The sequence below is a fragment of the Mesotoga sp. UBA5825 genome, assembly GCF_002432955.1.
GTDB lineage: Bacteria > Thermotogota > Thermotogae > Petrotogales > Kosmotogaceae > Mesotoga.
On the sequence record NZ_DJHG01000069.1, the window covers coordinates 1 to 16396 of the forward strand.

Annotated in this window: 17 protein-coding genes; 8 read left to right on the forward strand and 9 right to left on the reverse strand. The window is 45.8% G+C overall.

Annotation, left to right across the window (positions count from 1 at the left end; all coding sequences use genetic code 11):
* The first annotated feature begins 236 nt into the window (after positions 1 to 236).
* Both B3N33_RS06275 and B3N33_RS06280 read left to right on the forward strand, forming a co-directional pair.
* Positions 237 to 2390, forward strand: coding sequence for a ribonucleoside triphosphate reductase (locus tag B3N33_RS06275; RefSeq protein WP_214078178.1), 2154 nt, complete (start codon positions 237 to 239; stop codon positions 2388 to 2390).
* Complete coding sequence (locus B3N33_RS06280) at positions 2308 to 2970, forward strand: anaerobic ribonucleoside-triphosphate reductase activating protein (protein ID WP_292592570.1); 663 nt, start codon at positions 2308 to 2310, stop codon at positions 2968 to 2970. Before B3N33_RS06275 ends, B3N33_RS06280 begins: the two co-directional genes overlap by 83 nt.
* Positions 2971 to 3079: 109 nt before the next feature.
* Here B3N33_RS06280 and B3N33_RS06285 read toward each other — a convergent pair whose 3' ends face one another.
* The 5 genes from B3N33_RS06285 to B3N33_RS06305 form a co-directional block, all read right to left on the reverse strand.
* Positions 3080 to 4267 (reverse strand): POTRA domain-containing protein, encoded by a 1188-nt coding sequence (locus B3N33_RS06285; protein WP_292592571.1) that lies wholly within the window; start codon positions 4265 to 4267, stop codon positions 3080 to 3082.
* Positions 4268 to 4276: 9 nt separating this feature from the next.
* Positions 4277 to 5521, reverse strand: a complete 1245-nt coding sequence (locus tag B3N33_RS06290; protein ID WP_292592573.1) for an ABC transporter substrate-binding protein — start codon at positions 5519 to 5521, stop codon at positions 4277 to 4279.
* 16 nt (positions 5522 to 5537) lie between these two features.
* On the reverse strand, positions 5538 to 6359 hold the full coding sequence (locus tag B3N33_RS06295) for a carbohydrate ABC transporter permease (RefSeq protein ID WP_292592574.1): 822 nt from the start codon (positions 6357 to 6359) through the stop codon (positions 5538 to 5540).
* Positions 6352 to 7284, reverse strand: a complete 933-nt coding sequence (locus B3N33_RS06300; RefSeq protein WP_292592576.1) for a carbohydrate ABC transporter permease — start codon at positions 7282 to 7284, stop codon at positions 6352 to 6354. The genes B3N33_RS06295 and B3N33_RS06300 overlap by 8 nt, the downstream gene beginning before the upstream one ends.
* Before the next feature lie 101 nt (positions 7285 to 7385).
* On the reverse strand, positions 7386 to 7982 hold the full coding sequence (locus B3N33_RS06305) for a class I SAM-dependent methyltransferase (RefSeq protein ID WP_292589281.1): 597 nt from the start codon (positions 7980 to 7982) through the stop codon (positions 7386 to 7388).
* Positions 7983 to 8107: 125 nt separating this feature from the next.
* Between B3N33_RS06305 and B3N33_RS06310 the strand changes: the two genes are divergently transcribed.
* From B3N33_RS06310 to B3N33_RS06335, 6 genes are all read left to right on the forward strand, one after another.
* Positions 8108 to 8419, forward strand: coding sequence for a DUF5320 domain-containing protein (locus tag B3N33_RS06310; protein WP_214078172.1), 312 nt, complete (start codon positions 8108 to 8110; stop codon positions 8417 to 8419).
* Between the two features lie 4 nt (positions 8420 to 8423).
* Positions 8424 to 8645, forward strand: a complete 222-nt coding sequence (locus B3N33_RS06315) for a DUF5320 domain-containing protein (protein WP_214061055.1) — start codon at positions 8424 to 8426, stop codon at positions 8643 to 8645.
* A gap of 3 nt (positions 8646 to 8648) precedes the next feature.
* The gene (locus tag B3N33_RS06320) at positions 8649 to 9500 is read left to right on the forward strand and encodes an ATP-binding protein (protein WP_292592579.1); all 852 of its coding nucleotides are present in this window, start codon (positions 8649 to 8651) and stop codon (positions 9498 to 9500) included.
* Positions 9500 to 10378 (forward strand): ATP-binding protein, encoded by an 879-nt coding sequence (locus B3N33_RS06325; protein WP_292592581.1) that lies wholly within the window; start codon positions 9500 to 9502, stop codon positions 10376 to 10378. The genes B3N33_RS06320 and B3N33_RS06325 overlap by 1 nt, the downstream gene beginning before the upstream one ends.
* Positions 10378 to 10698, forward strand: coding sequence for a NifB/NifX family molybdenum-iron cluster-binding protein (locus B3N33_RS06330; RefSeq protein WP_214061058.1), 321 nt, complete (start codon positions 10378 to 10380; stop codon positions 10696 to 10698). Before B3N33_RS06325 ends, B3N33_RS06330 begins: the two co-directional genes overlap by 1 nt.
* A gap of 173 nt (positions 10699 to 10871) precedes the next feature.
* Positions 10872 to 11333, forward strand: coding sequence for a helix-hairpin-helix domain-containing protein (locus tag B3N33_RS06335; RefSeq protein WP_292589271.1), 462 nt, complete (start codon positions 10872 to 10874; stop codon positions 11331 to 11333).
* Here the strand turns inward: B3N33_RS06335 and B3N33_RS06340 are convergent.
* The 4 genes from B3N33_RS06340 to B3N33_RS06355 all read right to left on the reverse strand — a co-directional run bounded on the left by B3N33_RS06340 (position 11330) and on the right by B3N33_RS06355 (position 16336).
* Entirely contained in the window at positions 11330 to 12832 is a 1503-nt protein-coding gene (locus B3N33_RS06340; RefSeq protein WP_292589269.1) for a carboxypeptidase M32, read from the reverse strand. The genes B3N33_RS06335 and B3N33_RS06340 overlap by 4 nt on opposite strands.
* Positions 12833 to 12916: 84 nt before the next feature.
* A complete protein-coding gene (locus tag B3N33_RS06345) occupies positions 12917 to 13801 on the reverse strand; it encodes an ABC transporter permease (protein ID WP_099828967.1) in 885 nt (294 codons plus the stop codon).
* A complete protein-coding gene (locus B3N33_RS06350; RefSeq protein ID WP_214060512.1) occupies positions 13794 to 14825 on the reverse strand; it encodes an ABC transporter permease in 1032 nt (343 codons plus the stop codon). The genes B3N33_RS06345 and B3N33_RS06350 overlap by 8 nt, the downstream gene beginning before the upstream one ends.
* A complete protein-coding gene (locus tag B3N33_RS06355; protein WP_292592583.1) occupies positions 14822 to 16336 on the reverse strand; it encodes an ABC transporter ATP-binding protein in 1515 nt (504 codons plus the stop codon). The genes B3N33_RS06350 and B3N33_RS06355 overlap by 4 nt, the downstream gene beginning before the upstream one ends.
* Positions 16337 to 16396: the final 60 nt, after the last annotated feature.

The window sequence follows — 16396 nt, forward strand, 5'->3', positions numbered from 1 at the left end:
TCACAAGTAACGATTGCAATCTTTGAATATGCGATCGCCTTTTTCCGGTAATTCTGTGGACCACTGCTGGAAAGTCTTTCACGACAAATCGCAGATTTTTCTCACTGGAAGAACCGGTTTCTTAGTCCAAATGATGCTCTTTTCTTTTTTTGAATTATCCATATATTGTGGTAAAATCATTTTTGGACACAATTTATAGAGCCCTTCATCATTAGCAGATTCATGGAGGTATTGAGATGTTGAATGTAAGAAAAAGGAATGGAGCCATAGTCGAATTCGACCTGGAGAAGATAATCAACGCCATGAAGAAAGCATTTGAGGCGACTGAAACACATTTTAACGAGGATATTCTTGAGAGGGTTGCGCTAAGGGTAGTAGCCGATTTTCAGCCGAAGGCCACCGATAATCTGGTGGACATTGAGGATATCCAAGATTCCGTTGAAAGAACTTTGGAGAGTCTAGGATTCGCTGACGTCGCCAAAGCCTATATTCTATACAGAAGGCATCGAGAAAAGCTAAGAGAACTCGATTCTTCCATGCTCGATTTCTCTAAGACAGTCAACAGTTATCTTGACATGCTCGACTGGAGAGTTCACGAGAACTCCACAGTAACCTACTCTATCGGCGGTCTGATTCTGCACAACAGTGGAACTGTGACCGCCAATTACTGGCTGAGGGAGGTATACGATCCCCAAATTGGGAATGCCCACCGCGAGGGGGACATTCACATCCATGATCTATCGATGCTCTCGGGCTACTGCGCGGGTTGGAGCCTGAGACAGCTCATAGAAGAAGGACTTGGTGGTGTACGTGGAAAGGTATCCTCCTCACCTGCAAAGCATCTATCAACGCTCGTTAACCAGATGGTCAATTTCCTCGGAATACTTCAGAATGAATGGGCAGGCGCCCAGGCGTTCTCTTCATTCGACACCTATTTGGCCCCATTTGTAAAAGTAGATAACCTCTCTTTGAAGGAAGTAAAACAGAACATTCAGTCTTTCGTTTTCGGAGTAAACACACCTTCGCGATGGGGAACACAGGCCCCCTTCACGAATGTTACTCTTGACTGGGTGGTTCCATCTAAGCTAAAGAGCGAACCTGCTATTGTCGGCGGCAAAGCTATGGACTTCACATATGGTGATTGTCAGGAAGAGATGAAGATGATTAACCGAGCCTTTCTGGAAATTCTCGACGAGGGTGATGCCAACGGACGCGGTTTCCAGTATCCGATACCCACATATAATATTACAAAGGATTTCGATTGGGACAACGAAGACGCCCAGCTTCTATTTGAGATAACCAGCAAATACGGTACTCCATACTTCCAGAACTTCATAAACTCTGATCTGGACCCGGATGATGTCAGAAGTATGTGCTGCAGGCTTCAGCTCGATAAACGAGAACTGAAGAGAAGAGGGGGAGGGCTCTTCGGCTCGGATGAGTTCACTGGGTCTATCGGCGTCGTTACGATAAACTTGCCGAGAATTGCATACCTTAGTAAGAGCGAAGAAGAGTTCTTTGCACGTCTTTCTAAAATGATGGATTTGTCGAGCAGAAGCCTTGAAATAAAGAGATCGGTAGTGGAGAAACTGAACAGTGAAGGCCTTTATCCATACACAAAGAGATATCTGAAGAACTTCGATAACCATTTTTCTACGATTGGCTTGATAGGAATGAATGAAGCAAGTATGAATGCCCGATGGATCAGAAAGACTATAGCCGAAGAAGAGGGCTATCAGTTTGCATTGAGAGTGCTGGACTTCATGAGAAACAAGATGATCGGCTATCAGGAGACAACCGACCATCTCTACAACCTCGAGGCGACACCGGCCGAATCAACGGCTTACAGGCTCGCCAAGATGGACAAAGAGAAATTCCCTCAAATACTTACTGCGGGAAAGGACAACCCGTATTACACAAACTCCTCTCACTTACCGGTAGACTACACAAGAGATATCTTCGCAGCGCTTGATCTGCAGGAGGAACTCCAACAGAAATACACAGGCGGCACCGTATTCCATGCTTTCCTTGGGGAGAGAATCTCCGACTGGCAAACCACCCGGCAGCTGGTAAAGAAGATTGCAGAGAATTATAGAATTCCCTATTTTACTATATCGCCAACCTATTCTGTCTGTCAGAACCACGGATATATAAGAGGTGAACAGTTCACATGTCCCGAATGCGGAAAGCCAACCGAAGTGTATTCAAGGATTACAGGCTACTACAGACCAGTACAGAACTGGAACACTGGAAAACAGGAAGAATTTAAGACGAGAGAGACTTACAGAATTAGGGGAGAAAGAGTAGATGAATTTCGCAGGAATGGAGAGGGTCAGTCTAGTGGACTATCCGGGCAAAGTAGCCCTGACACTGTTTACCTCAAGCTGTAATTTCGACTGTGCTTATTGCCACAATCCTGAACTGAAGAAATCGGTAGAGGAGAAAGTTGGTGAATCAGAGGTCTTCAAGTACCTTGACAGAAGAGCGGCTCTCATTGATGCGGTTGTTATTACCGGGGGGGAGCCTACACTCAGGGCAGATGATCTAATTCCATTTGTCGAAAGACTGAAGGCCCAATTTCCGACTGTGTTGGTTAAGCTCGATACCAATGGCTGGAATTCAGACATTCTCAGGGAGTTCCTGAATGTCATCGACTATGTCGCAGTTGATCTCAAGTCTCTGAACTATGAGCCTTTTTCTACTGTAAATCTGAAGCAAATCCAGAAGAGTATTGAATTGGCAAAGACTTTCTCCACTCATGAGATAAGGATCACAATGTTTCCACCTTACGTTCCTGAAAAGGATTTCGAAGAGCTCGCGAGAATGTGCAGCGGGGCGTCGTTGGTTTCAGTTCAGCAGTATAGACCGGTATCCGGGTTTTGCGAATCGCCACCTTATCCGGATTCAGTGTTAAGCGAATTCGCCGACTCGCTCTCTGAATATGTGAAAAACGTTTCCGTTAGGAAGTAAGCTGAAGGACATGGGGTGCCAGAAGAACCGGCCTTTTTTCGTGGCCGGTTCTCTCGTTTTGTGCTTGCAAAGAAAAGCAAATGATCTTCTTGTGAAGCTAGCCAAGAAGTTACCTGAGTTCGAAGTAGAATTTGAAACCGTCTCCCCCGAAGAATACTTGAGGCTCCACTCCAACTCCCAGTGGTGTTCTCCACTCGAAACCTATTCCTATCGACAGACCGAGAGTGGCGTTGTCACCCGCGGCCGCCATCAAGTAGAGCTTGGGAATGAAGACGCTCATATCATCGGAAGGAGCAATTCCGAAGCTCTCAGTAAGAGGGACTCCTGCCTGAAGTATCTCCAGCGCATAGAATCTAGGATTAAATGCATTGGGGTTCCAGCCCTTGAGATCGGTGCTTCCTCCCAGGTAGAAACTCCTGGTGACCGGCGCAACTCCGAAATAAGTCACACCTGCTCTTGTCTCACTCTCGATATAAATTCTTCCAATGATCCTGTACCAGTAATTTACAGACGCCTTCTGCTGGAGATAGCATATTCCTTCCCCAAATCCAAAGGAAAGATTTGTCTGCCCGTAGAGATTACCTCTCTTCTCCTGATAATTGTCTTCATCCCCAAAGGCAAAGGCTCCTGTTAGTATTGATACAGAGTAGTCGTTTGAATCCGTAGCCTCAAATGTTGCACTTTCAAAGGTGTAAGAGAGTCCAGCAACGTAGTCTCCAAAGGGATATGTCGCACCCAGATCTACAGAACTAAGAGAAAGAATAGTATCTGCTTGCCACGGAACATCTTTAAACAGAGTCACTTCAATGAAGGGATTGATTCCTGTTCCAAAGACGCTAAGGGTGCTTGCGCCAAATCTCAATCCCCCCCAGAAGAACTCGGGTTGGGGAAGGAACCCGAGGATTTTCTTGTCGGTCAATCTGAGAAACCGAACCCCGCCATAGAGATTAACACCGGTACCGAGGAGATTTCTCTCCCCCAAACCCATCGACATGTACTTGCCGAAATAGGGATAGATTGTCGGGCTCTCCTGAACCGTAATCACCAGCTTATAGTCGCCATTTGAGTCTCTAAGCTGAAAATATACGTCTGTAAAGAGACCGCATTCTTCCAGATTTCTCTTTGCCCTGTAGACTCTCTCGATATCCAATTCTTCACCGATCTTGAGCCCGGAAATATTGATCACCACTTGTGGAAGTGTCTTATCAACACCTGTTACTTCAATTTCAACGATTTTGTTGGCAAAAACCGTCAGAGAAAAGAAAATGAATATTACCGACAGAAGTATTCGCTTCATCTCATCACCTCACTCAAGCAACGCGTTGACTTTCGTCACAGCACTATCGAAAGCCGATTTTGGCTCTGAAACCCCTTTTCTTACCTGCTCAACAGCGTCGTAAAGAATATTCCTGATCTCAATAATATTTGTGTGAACCGGCCTGGGTCTGGCAAACTCTATCGAGTCTATTGGAGCCTTCAACTGCGGGAAGCGCTGCCAGATAAGCTGTATCTCAAGAGAACTCATTGCAGACTTCAGAACCGGCATGTATCCCGTTCCCTCATACCAGAACAATGTGTTCTTCTCTGAAACCATCCATTTGATGAAGGTCCAGGCGGCCTGAAGCTTCTCTTCTGAGAGTCCGGCCATTATGGCAAGAGAACCTCCTCCAAGCGTTGTGGTTTTCTGCTTACCTTCAGGAAGAGGGGCTACTCCCAGACTCCAGGGTATGTTCTCGAGAGCGTACCGAATTCCTCCGCTCGTCATGGGGCCCATCGAGATTCTCCCCATTGTGAAGGACTGTATTCCTTCATCGATGGTCAAGTCCACCGGAGACAAACCCTCGACGAACCAACGCCTCCACGTTTCCAGAGCCTCGACTCCCTCAGGAGAGTTGATTACACACTCGGTCATATCTTCATCGAAAATCTCTCCTCCGTTCTGCCAGACAAGAGGTTCAAACTGATAGAACATGGTGTCTACACCCCATAAGAGACCATACTGAGAGGGTCTGGAATCCAGAGATTTTCTTATTGTGAGTCTTCTGGCGTATTCCTCGAGTTCCTCCCAGTTCTGAGGAGGTCTGTCTGGATCAAGTCCCGCTGCTCTGAAATGATCCTTGTTGTAAAAAAGCATAAGCGCACTGATGTTGAAAGGAAGCGCATATGGCTTTCCGTCACGAACTATTGTCTGCCAGAAGCTCTGGACAAAGTCATCGGGGTCAAGCGTAGGATCGCCGGCCAGAAGATCTGTGAGATCCTGGAGAGAATGGTCTTTTGAAAATATCTGGATGTGCTCGATGTTAACCTGTGCTACATCCGGCCCTTTTCCAGCCAGCAAAGCCGCCTTTAGTTTCGTAACGGTCTCATCGTACGAGCCCTGAAAGATTGCCCTTACAGTGATGTCCTTGTGTGCCTTGTTGAAATCAGATACGAGTTTGTCGATAATCGGCTTCTGATAATCGGACATCGAGTGCCAGAATGTGAGCGTGACAGCTCCCATTCCCGTTAGTGCAAAGATCATCAAGATAACTACCATGGTCACTCTTTTCATCTCTTCCTCCTTATCGCTATCCTTTTAGTCCCGTAAGGGTTATTCCCTTCACGAATTGCTTCTGAGCGATGAAATAGGCTATCATGATCGGAAGCGTAGCCACTACAGTTGCGGCCATAAACTCTCCCCACTGTATTCCCCCTTCAGACTTGAACATTGCTAGTCCCAACTGAACAGTTCTCATCTCAGGTTCGCTAATAATCAAGAGGGGCCAGAAGTAGTTGTTCCATGACCACATGAAAGAAAAGACTGCGATTGTTGCTATCGCGGGTTTTGTGAGAGGCAAAAAAACATTGAACAGAGTTCTTAAAGGACCGCAACCATCGATTATCGCAGCATCCTCTAGATCCCTTGGAATCGTGAGAAAGAACTGCCTCAGAAAAAAGATCGAGATCGCAGTGGCTGCGTGAGGAATAATGAGGCCTAGGTATGAGTTGTCCAGATTGAGTCTCATTACAACGAGATACTGCGGAATCATTACGACTTGCTGAGGGATCATCATAGTTGCCAGAAAGATGTAGAATATCACTTCTCTGCCCCTAAATTTCATTCTCGCAAATGCAAAGGCCGCTAGAGAGGCCGTCACAAGTTGCAAGAAAGTGGTTCCCAGCGCTACGATAGTGCTATTGAGAAGGTATCTTGCGAATGGAACTTTCGTGAAAACACTAACATAATTCTTCAGAGTGAACTCCTTCGGGATAAGAGAAAAGGGATCCATGAGAATCTCTCGCAAATCCTTAAAGGAGGTCATGAAAGACCAGAAAAACGGGAAAATCATCACAACTGCACCGGATATCAACACGAAGTACTTCAGAATCCTTCCAATCCTCTTACTCATAATGAACAGTCCTTTCAATTGTCTTTACCTGGAATGCAGTCAAAAATATCACAAAAAGGAAGAGAACAAAGGCCATTGCGGACGCATAGCCAAACCTGTAATAGGAGAAGGCCTCTCGATAAAGCCGAAACACGACAACGGAGGTTGTATTAAGCGGTCCGCCGTCTGGAGTCATAACCATAATCGGTCCAAAGACCTGGAAGGAGCTTATGCTGAACATTATGAGAAGGAAGAACGTTGTCGGTGAAAGAAGCGGAACGGTGATCTTTCTCAACATCTGGAACCTGTTAGCTCCACTCAACGCCGCCGCTTCATAGTATGTGGTCGGGATATTCTGAAGACCGGCCAGATAGACAACCATGGCATATCCGATATTCTGCCATATTCCCATTAGAATTATCACGAAAAGCGCTACGCTCGGCCCCTGCAGAATTCTGGGAAGCTGAATGCCTGTCCAGTTGAAAAGAATTTGAATTACGCCCTGAGGATTAGTTAACCAGTTGATGTAATCCCCGCCAAACAAGGAGATGATATGATTCACATAACCGAGTTCCGTACTGAACAGAAAGCTGAAGCCCATACCGGCAGCTATAGGCGATGTTACTACCGGAAGGAAGTAAATCATTCGAAAGAACCCTATCCCCTTCATCGTCGAATCGTTCAGAAGATTGGCAAAGAGAAAACCGATAAGGAGCGAAAAAGGGAGAACGCCGAGAATGTAATAAGCGGTGTATAACATTGAGTCCCAGAATTCGCTCGATGAGAGAATCTGTGAGTAGTTACTCAAACCCACGAAAGTCATTGTCGGAGACAGGTCCCACTCAAAAAAGCTAATGGCAAATGAGTAAATCAATGGATATAACAGAAAGAAACCAATAATTGCACCTGCAGGTGCAATAAATATGTAAGGAGTAGCTTTCTTCACCTGTAGACCCCCATGATGCTATTGGTCAAATACTGAAACACCAGCCCTTCCTTGAACGCCCACAAATTTCAAAATCCTGAAGACTCAACTAACTTGAGAGTCTAGTCGCACCGACATAAATACCACCCTGTCGTAGATGAAAGCCTAACGTCTTTTACAATGGGAAAATTCTCTTTGAGCTCTTCGAAGGCTTTCGGAACGAAGTTTCTGTAATCGCTTCTTTCGAAGAACTCGACAACATAGACCAAGAGATTTCTATTCGGAAAGAACTCATGAACCAGAACCTCTTTCCTGCATATTCTGCGACTCTCTCTATAAAACTTCTCCCTGCCGTCAATCTTATGACCGTGTACAACATAAGATGCAACGAGAAGATCAAAACTATTGTCTTCAAAGGGAAGCTTCTCAAAAAAGTCGCCTTGAACGACTTTGACTCCGCTTTCCTTAAGATTATGCTTCGCTATCGCTACCATGGGAGTCGAAGCATCAACAGCCGTTACTCGGTATCCCAGTTCGTCGAATGCTTTGGCAAGAGCACCTGTTCCGCAACCGATATCGAGAACGCTCTTGATGTCGTCGCCAAGTAGAGAACGATGTTCTTTCAAAAGGCTTCGATAATTCTTAAGCTGCGACTTGAAAGCAACGTTATAAAATGGGGCAATTAGTGAAAACAGCAAGACATGAGCTTTGTTTCCCATCTATCCTCCTCACTTAGATAATATCAGAAATTCTCCAGAATTCGGCAAAGCTAGATTTGTTGTTGACATTGTTAGCTGCAACCAGTATAATATATATGATTACTGCATATATAGGAGGTGACAATATGCCATTTGGATCTGGTCCTATGAGGTTTAGAGACGGTTCCTGCAGATACTACGGCTTCGGCCCTGGATATGGAGCGGGATACGGAAGAGGAATGGGATACGGTAGGGGATTTGGACCCGGAAGAGGTTTCGGTTATTATGGACCATACGCCTATGATCAGGAGATTTCACCTGAGATGGAGAGTCAGGAACTGAAGGAGTATCAAGCGATGCTTAAGAGAGAGCTTGAGATGATCGGCGAAGAACTCAAGGAAATAGAGAAGAGATTGGAAACGCTTGAAAACACAAACAGTACTGAAGAGGAGGAGTGAGAATATGCCGTGGAGAGATGGAACTGGACCCGAAGGTTATGGGCCGATGACCGGCTGGGGCATGGGAAACTGTGCTCCCGATGATCAAGTGTCGAGGCCGACACCCGCAAGGAACTACTACCGACCATTTCCGAGGAGAAGACTTTTTCTCGGAAGAAGGATGGGTTTTGGGGGAGGATTTGGAGCCGGAAGAGGCATGGGCTATCGCTTCAGGAGATGGTGGTAGGCCTTGGTTATTGCCGTACTAAGTGGCAAGGGAGGCACAGGAAAGACAACCCTTGCCACAAACCTCGCATACGCAATATCTGAAGAGTTTGATGTTCAACTTCTGGACGCAGACGCAGAAGAACCCGATGTACATCTGTTTTTTAACCCAAAGATTGACCATGAAGAGGAAATTGAGCTGATGCTTCCCGTAATAGACAAGGAAAAGTGCACTCGTTGCCGCAAATGCGCTGAAGCCTGCCAGTTTGGAGCACTTTCTGTTTTTGACACGGGTGTCATGGTCTTTGAATCTTTGTGTCATGGCTGCGGTTTGTGCACTTTTGTCTGTCCCGAGAAGGCAATCAGCGAGAGGCCAAAAACCATTGGAAAAGTCATGACGGGTAAGATCAACAACAGAATCGATTTTGGAATGGGAATACTGGAAATTGGAGAACCATCTCCTGTAAGGGTTATCAGAAAGCTTAAAGAGAATATCGATCGAAATAAGGTCGTCATCATTGATTCTCCCCCGGGAACGTCCTGTTCCGTGGTAGAGACACTAAGAAAAGTAGATTTCGCGATACTGGTAACCGAACCCACTCCATTTGGTCTTCATGATTTGAAACTTGCAGTTCAAATTGTAAGAGAGATGGGAATTCCTTTCGGTGTCGTAATCAACAGAGATACGAATTCTTACACAATGATAGATGAGTATGCTGGTGAAGAAAACCTCGTTCTCCTCGAAAGAATACCCTTTGACCGCAGCATAGCGGAAGCCTATTCAGAAGGCAAGCTATTTACTGAGACTTCGCCATCATGGAAGATACGGTTCAAAAAACTGGCGGAAAAGATCATCTCTTCATCGGGGGTGTCATGATGTTCCAACTTGCCATAGTAAGTGGAAAGGGCGGAACTGGAAAGACAACACTTGCAGGATCGCTTTCCTCTCTTTTTGACTCAATAGTGATGGCCGATTGTGACGTAGACGCACCAAACCTTCACCTCATTCTCGAGAATAAGCAGATCGAGAGATTTGAATACTATGGTGGCAAAAAGGCCGAAATTTCTGATCAATGCATATCATGCGGACTCTGCGAGAAATTCTGCAGGTTCGATGCGATTATCAGGGGAGGTCCTTACTCAATCGATCCCTACGCATGTGAGGGATGCGGCATGTGTGTGGCTGTCTGCCCGGCAGATGCGATTTCACTCAAAGACAATAAATCGGGCGATTACTTCTTGTCTCAATCGAATGAAATCCCTCTTGTCCACGCTTTATTGACTCCAGGGGAAGAGACTTCTGGAGGGTTGGTGGCCGAGGTCAGAAAGCTGGCAATTAATGTCGCAGAGAGAGAAAAAAGAGAAGTAATTGTGATCGATGGTGCCCCGGGAATAGGGTGCCCCGCAACTTCATCGATTACCGGGGCAACTTACGTTCTTGCAGTTGCCGAACCGACTGTTTCTGGAAACCACGATCTTGCAAGGATAGTGGAGACAATAAAACATTTCAAGAGAGACTTTGGAATAGTTATAAACAAATGGGATTTGAATACATCCAAGAGCGCTTTCATAGAGTCCTGGTGTGGAGCCAACGGTATAGAACTGCTCGGCAAGATTCCCTTTGACGAGCAGGTAGAGAAAGCGACGATTATGGGGAAACCGGTTGTTGCAATGGAAGACTCTACGGCAGCGCAAGCAATAAAGCGAATTGCCTTGAGGTTGAAACGGAAAATTTCCGGAGGTGTAGAAGAATAATGAAAATAGCTATCCCAGTGAAAGAAAAGAGTATCAACAGCATCCCAGACGATAGATTTGCCAGAGCTAAGTTCTTTCTGCTGTATGACCCGGAAACGGGAAGCGAAGAATATGTAGAACCAGACAACAGTGTGGCGCACGGTGCCGGACCTATGGCAGTAAATATGCTCACAAAGCAAGGGATAGACACAATAATAGCTTTCCATCTTGGAGGCAACGCCATTCAAGCTATAGAAGCAGCAGGCATGGCCTTCTATGAAGCCTTTGTCGGCACGGCAAAGGAGAACATTGAAGCTGTTCTTAGCAGAAGGAAAAAATAAATCCACGGGCCTATCCTCTGATATCCCGATCCCTATGTCACTCATTGAGGCTTTTGTATGCCTGGATTTTGTCTAAGCAAATAGATTCACTTCAAATAGAGCGCAAGAGAATTCCGAGCATCTTACTCTCTGCCGGTTGTAAGCGGTGTAAAATACACTGAGAGGTGATACCGGTGAGAAAAGAGGAACTTGCAATGCAATTTGACTTGCTCTCGAGACTTCTCAAGGTCATAAGAGACAACCCGTTCAAAGTGAGAACCTACGAATTCGCCGCAAGAATAATCAGATCAAATTTGCCGGAAGGCCGTCTCTCAGATGGTGACATAACAAAGCTTTTAGAAATAAGAGGCATTGGAAAGGCCGTAGTGGACAAATCTCTCGAGTACCTACAGAAGGGTGAGATCAGCAAGGTATGTGAGATAAGTGATGAAATGCCCTCGCCAATATACCTTCTCACCTCTCATAACCTTGTAGACGCTGAAGTAATTTCCTTCATGTGGAAAGATATGGCGATCGTTGAGCCACAGGAAATAATCTCCTTTCTTACTAGTAGAAAGGAGAGTCTGAAGCTTTCATCCGACAGACTCTCCGAAATTGAGGCCTTACTTGAAGGTCCAAAGGCCTCTGAGAACTAAATGAAGTAGATTTCGGAATACTTATCGATGACATACTTCAAGAAATAAGAAGAATCTAGCTCCTTTCCCGTCGCTACTTTGAGAAGCCTCTCCGGTTCATGCTTTCTGCCTACAGCATGAATATTCTTTCGCAACCAGTCTACAAGAGCCAGAACGTCTCCCTTCTCAATCCTCTTTTCGAGATTTGGGATATCCTGTCTTGCTTTCGCGTACATTTGAGCGGCGTAAAGGTTTCCAAGCATATACGAGGGGAAGTATCCGATCATTCCCGATGGCCAATGAATGTCCTGCAGCACACCGTCCCGGTTGCTCTCAGGTTCAATTCCCAGGTATTCTCTCATCTTTGCATTCCAGGCAGCCGGAAGCTCAGACACTTTCAAATCGCCTTTCATCAACGCTTCTTCAAGCTCAAACCTTACCATGATATGAAAGTTGTATGTCACTTCGTCGGCTTCTATTCTTATCAACGAAGGTTTGACATTGTTTACAGCTCTATAGAAGTCACCAAGCGAAACACTCCTGAAGTTTGACGGGAAAGCCTTCTGAATCTGAGGATAGAAAAACGATAGAAACTCCTTGCTTCTTCCCACTATGTTTTCCATCATTCTTGACTGCGATTCGTGGATTCCTAATGAACATGCACCATATATAGGTGTATCTTTCAGAGAAATCGGCAGCCCCTGCTCATAAATTGCGTGACCCCCCTCATGGATAGATCCAAACAATGAGGGCGTGAACTCTTCGATCACGTACTTGGTAGTCACTCTAACGTCATTCACTCCAATGCCAATCGTGAATGGATGGACAGTCTCATCCAGCCTACCTGCATCGAAGTCATAGCCAATGAATTTCAAAGCCCTTCTGCTGAGCTTCTCCTGAGCCCTCTTGCTGAACATCCCTTGAAGGATTGACGTGTCAGGATGTGTGCCTTTATCCAATATCTTTTTTACGAAGGGTATTAGTTCTGATTTCAGTGGTTCGATGACCTTCCGTAGCTTTCTTGCCGTCATCCCTTCTTCGTAACCTTCGAGTAGCGCATCATAGGGGTTTTCTTCATAACCATACAGTTCTGCCATTTCTCTAGAAAGATCGACAATCTCTTCCAGATATGGCTCCAAGCTGCTAAAGCTGTTTTCTTTTCGCGCTCTCTCCCATACCCTTTCACTCTTAGACGTTAGGACGGAAAACCTATGATGAAGCTCAGGTGGAATTGACCTGGCCCTTTTGTATGCTTTCGTAGCAACCCTGACCATTGCTTTTTCATCATCTGTTAATCCTTCTTGGGTTGCTCTTTCGTTCAACTGGCTTAACAATGCTCCAAATTCATCTGAGACTGCCTTCTTGAATGCAAGAGTTGATACATAACCTAGAGCCTCCGCCCTATTCTCGGCCCCTTTAGGGGGAATGTAAGTCCTCAAATCCCAGACCATCAGGGCCGCTGCATTCTGAAGATATGAGATCTCGGAGTATTCTGATTTAAGCTGATCTATTAATTCCAAAACTGCACCTCCAATTCGATGAATTATATCATGGTCCGACTCGGCTATTCTAAGAGCCTCTTAAGTATCCTCAACCATTAGGAATCACGAAAGCTGCTTCGCCTTTCTTCCGCCGTATGAGATAGCAAGGATAGCAAGAGAAGCGAAGTAAGGTAAAGACAATAGTAACTTAGGAGATATTTCTGTGGAAACTTGCAGGAAGATGGAGAGTTCTGTAACAAAGCCCAACATGACAGCCGAAACAACTACAAGAAGCGGGTTCTTTCTCCCCATTATTACGGCAACAAGAGCCAGCCATCCGCGCCCCCCAGACATATTGGATACAAAGGCTCCTAACGGTATGGAAAGTGCTGAACCGGCCAAACCCGTGAACACTCCACTGCCAATGTATGCTATGAATCTCATTTGATCTACTCTAACACCGCTGTAAAAGGCGCTTTCATCGTCATACCCACAGGCCCGCAATTTCACCCCAACCACCGTCTTCTTGAAAAGATAGAAGAGAGCAAATGGAGTGGCAAAGGCGATTAGATCAAAAAAACCGAGTCCATTCAACCAACCAAATACAGTACCGCCTAAGACATCAATAGAAAGAGCGGCAGGCCTGGGGGAACCTCCGAAGACAATTGTGCCTTTACTACTGAACCAAACGTCCGTCAACACTACAGTCAATCCGACGGATAGAAGGTTGACCGCAATTCCGACAACAAAGAGATTCGCCTTCAGAAATCTCACTGCAAAGTAGATAAGCGATGAAAGAATGATCGACACAATAATAGAAGCAAGAGTTCCGAGAAGGATGCTTCCCGTGGTCGATGATATTACTACTGCAAAAAACGCACCTGAGAGAATTGTACCCTCAAGTCCAATATTGAGCCATCCCGAAACCTCTGTCAGCAATCCTCCGCTTGCTGCAAGAACGATAGGCGTCGAATTCCTTATTGTGTCACGTACTATGGCTTCAAACATATCTTCTTCTCCTGAAGCTCACGGGAGCAAGTGCCTCTGCAGTGACTAGAAAGAAGACCACTGCCTGGACTATCTTAGCCAGTTCAGGCGTGACACTCGCTTCAATAGATGATATCTGTGCTCCGCTTTCCAGGTATGCAAAGAACAGAGCTGCAGGAATAACAAACAACGGGTGATTTCTTGCGATAAGGGCAACCGCTATTCCATTCCATCCGTATCCGGCCGAGAAACCCCTCATAACTCTACCGTGTGCGCCTATTACATCGATTATCCCTGCGGTGGAAGCAAGTCCCCCACTCAGAAAGAGAGACCAAAAAATGACTTTGCTGGTATTCACACCTGAATAACGAGCGAACATCCTGTTCTTGCCCGAAATTCTTAATTTGAAGCCTTCTCTAGTCCTGAACATGAGAAACCAAAGAACAAAAGCGACTATCAGTGAGAAAAAGATCCCAGTATGCAGACTTGAAGGTTGCATGAGTCTTGAAAACCTGAGATTCGCGGGCAAACTTAAGGATGCCGCAAGTCCCGACTGTCTGTCGTTGAAAGGTCCCTCAACGAAATAGTCTACGACAAGAATTAGCCCATTGCTGAGCAATAGAGAAGAGATTAGCTCACTGACACCCATACGAATTTTGAGGACGGCTGACAAACTTGCCGCCCCAGCCCCAAACAAGAAACTCACCAGGATCATTGCCGTAATCCCTAGAGTACCAGACAAATTACCCGATAGAAGTATACCTGTCGCAGTCCCGACAAATGCCCCGAGATATACCTGCCCTTCAATGCCAAGATTGAAGGAAGACGAACTGAAGGCTATTGAGGCTGCAAGCCCGGTGAGGATAAGTGGAATTGCATTTGAAATAAGATTGCCAAAGTAAAACCTGTCTGAAAAGACGGAAAGGAAGAATGATCGGGCCGAATTGATGGGCTCTTCACTCATCAAAACTACGAGTAATAGCCCGGCAATCAGTGCAATACCTATAACAAGGAGTGATCTTCTCAAATCTTGAAAGCTTGTCATCTTCGATCTTCCCTCAACGTTCCAGCAAAATGCTCTCCTATTGCCTTCTTGCTGAGTGCTGGTCCGTTCGCTCCGGAAAAGACTATCCTTCCCTCTGACATCACAACAACTCTATCCGCCACAATTAGTGCTTCGTCAAGATCAGAAGTGAATATCACAATGGCCATCTTCTCTTTAATACTCTCTAGAGTGCTGCGCAGCTTCTCCAGATGTCTGACATCGAGCCCTCTAAAAGGCTCTCCCAGGAGAAGAAGCTTTGGCTCCGAGCTGATCTCTCTAGCTAGCAGCAACTTTTGCAGGTTTCCACCAGACAAAGTGAAAACCGGATCGCCGATACTGCCAAACACAACACCATACTTAGAAAGCAGTTCCCTCGCATAGTTATCCATTTCTCTGCCCGAAACAACCCAGCCTCCACTGAGGACTCTCTGAATAACTAGATTGTCCCGTATCGATGAACCTCTACAACTCGCCAACTTATCTCTGTCTGAAGGTAGCGAAGCCACTCCGAGTCTTCTGAGTCTATGCGGCGGTAGATTGGTAACGTCAATTCCGCCGAGCAGGATTCTTCCAGAAATCACCTTTCTAACTCCGAATAGTCCTTCTTGAAGCTCCTCCTGGCCATTGCCGGCCACTCCCGTTATAGCGATAAGCTCACCCTTTCTAGCCTCGAAAGATACATCCCTGACTGCATCTGACCCTTCTACAGAAGACTCTACACAGATCTTCTCAACTTTTAGAACGACCTCTTCCGACAAGGAACTCCGGACAGAAGACCCGGGAGATTCTTCTCCGGCCATCAAATCGTACAGTCCTTCGACCGAGATCTCATCTTTCCTGAAACTGCCTACTATAACCCCGGATCGAATCAGGTAAATCCTGTCGGACACAGAATAAGCTTCCCGCAGCTTATGAGTAATGAACACAATGCTCTTACCTTCACCCTTAAGTTTGTTGAAGGTTTCGAACAACTCTGCCTTCTCGTTTTCGGAGATCAGAGCGGTCGGTTCGTCGAATATTAAGATATCTGGCGAGTTCTGAAGCAGCCTCAGGATTTCCACTCTCTGTCTCTCTGCCAAGGAAAGAGTTCCAACTTCTCTATCCAGAGGCAGCTGTAACTGATATCGTCCTATCAACGTCTCAATGTATTCTCTGTAGCTTTTCGCCGTTCTTTTCAACCTATTCGCTTTACGTGCGATCAGAAGATTTTCAAGAACAGTAAGCCTGTCGATTACTCTCAGATTTTGCGGAACCATCCCAATGCCCATTTTTAAAGCCTGTGAAGGGTTCGACGGAGAGTACGGCTCTCCTTTGAGAAGCATTGAGCCACTGTCTGGTTTTTCTATTCCGACAATTGCCTTCATGAGTGTTGTCTTTCCCGCAGCATTCTCTCCCAGAAGCGAGATTAACTCGCCCGGGAAAAAGGAAAGCGTCACTCCGTTTAAAGCTTTTGTTTCGCTCGTCTCATAAGTTTTCTTAAGATCCGATACTTCCAAAATCGGCTTAGACAACTCAGCCCCCAAGTAGTGATTTTCCCTCTACAATGTTACCATCACAAAAGAAAAGCGGAA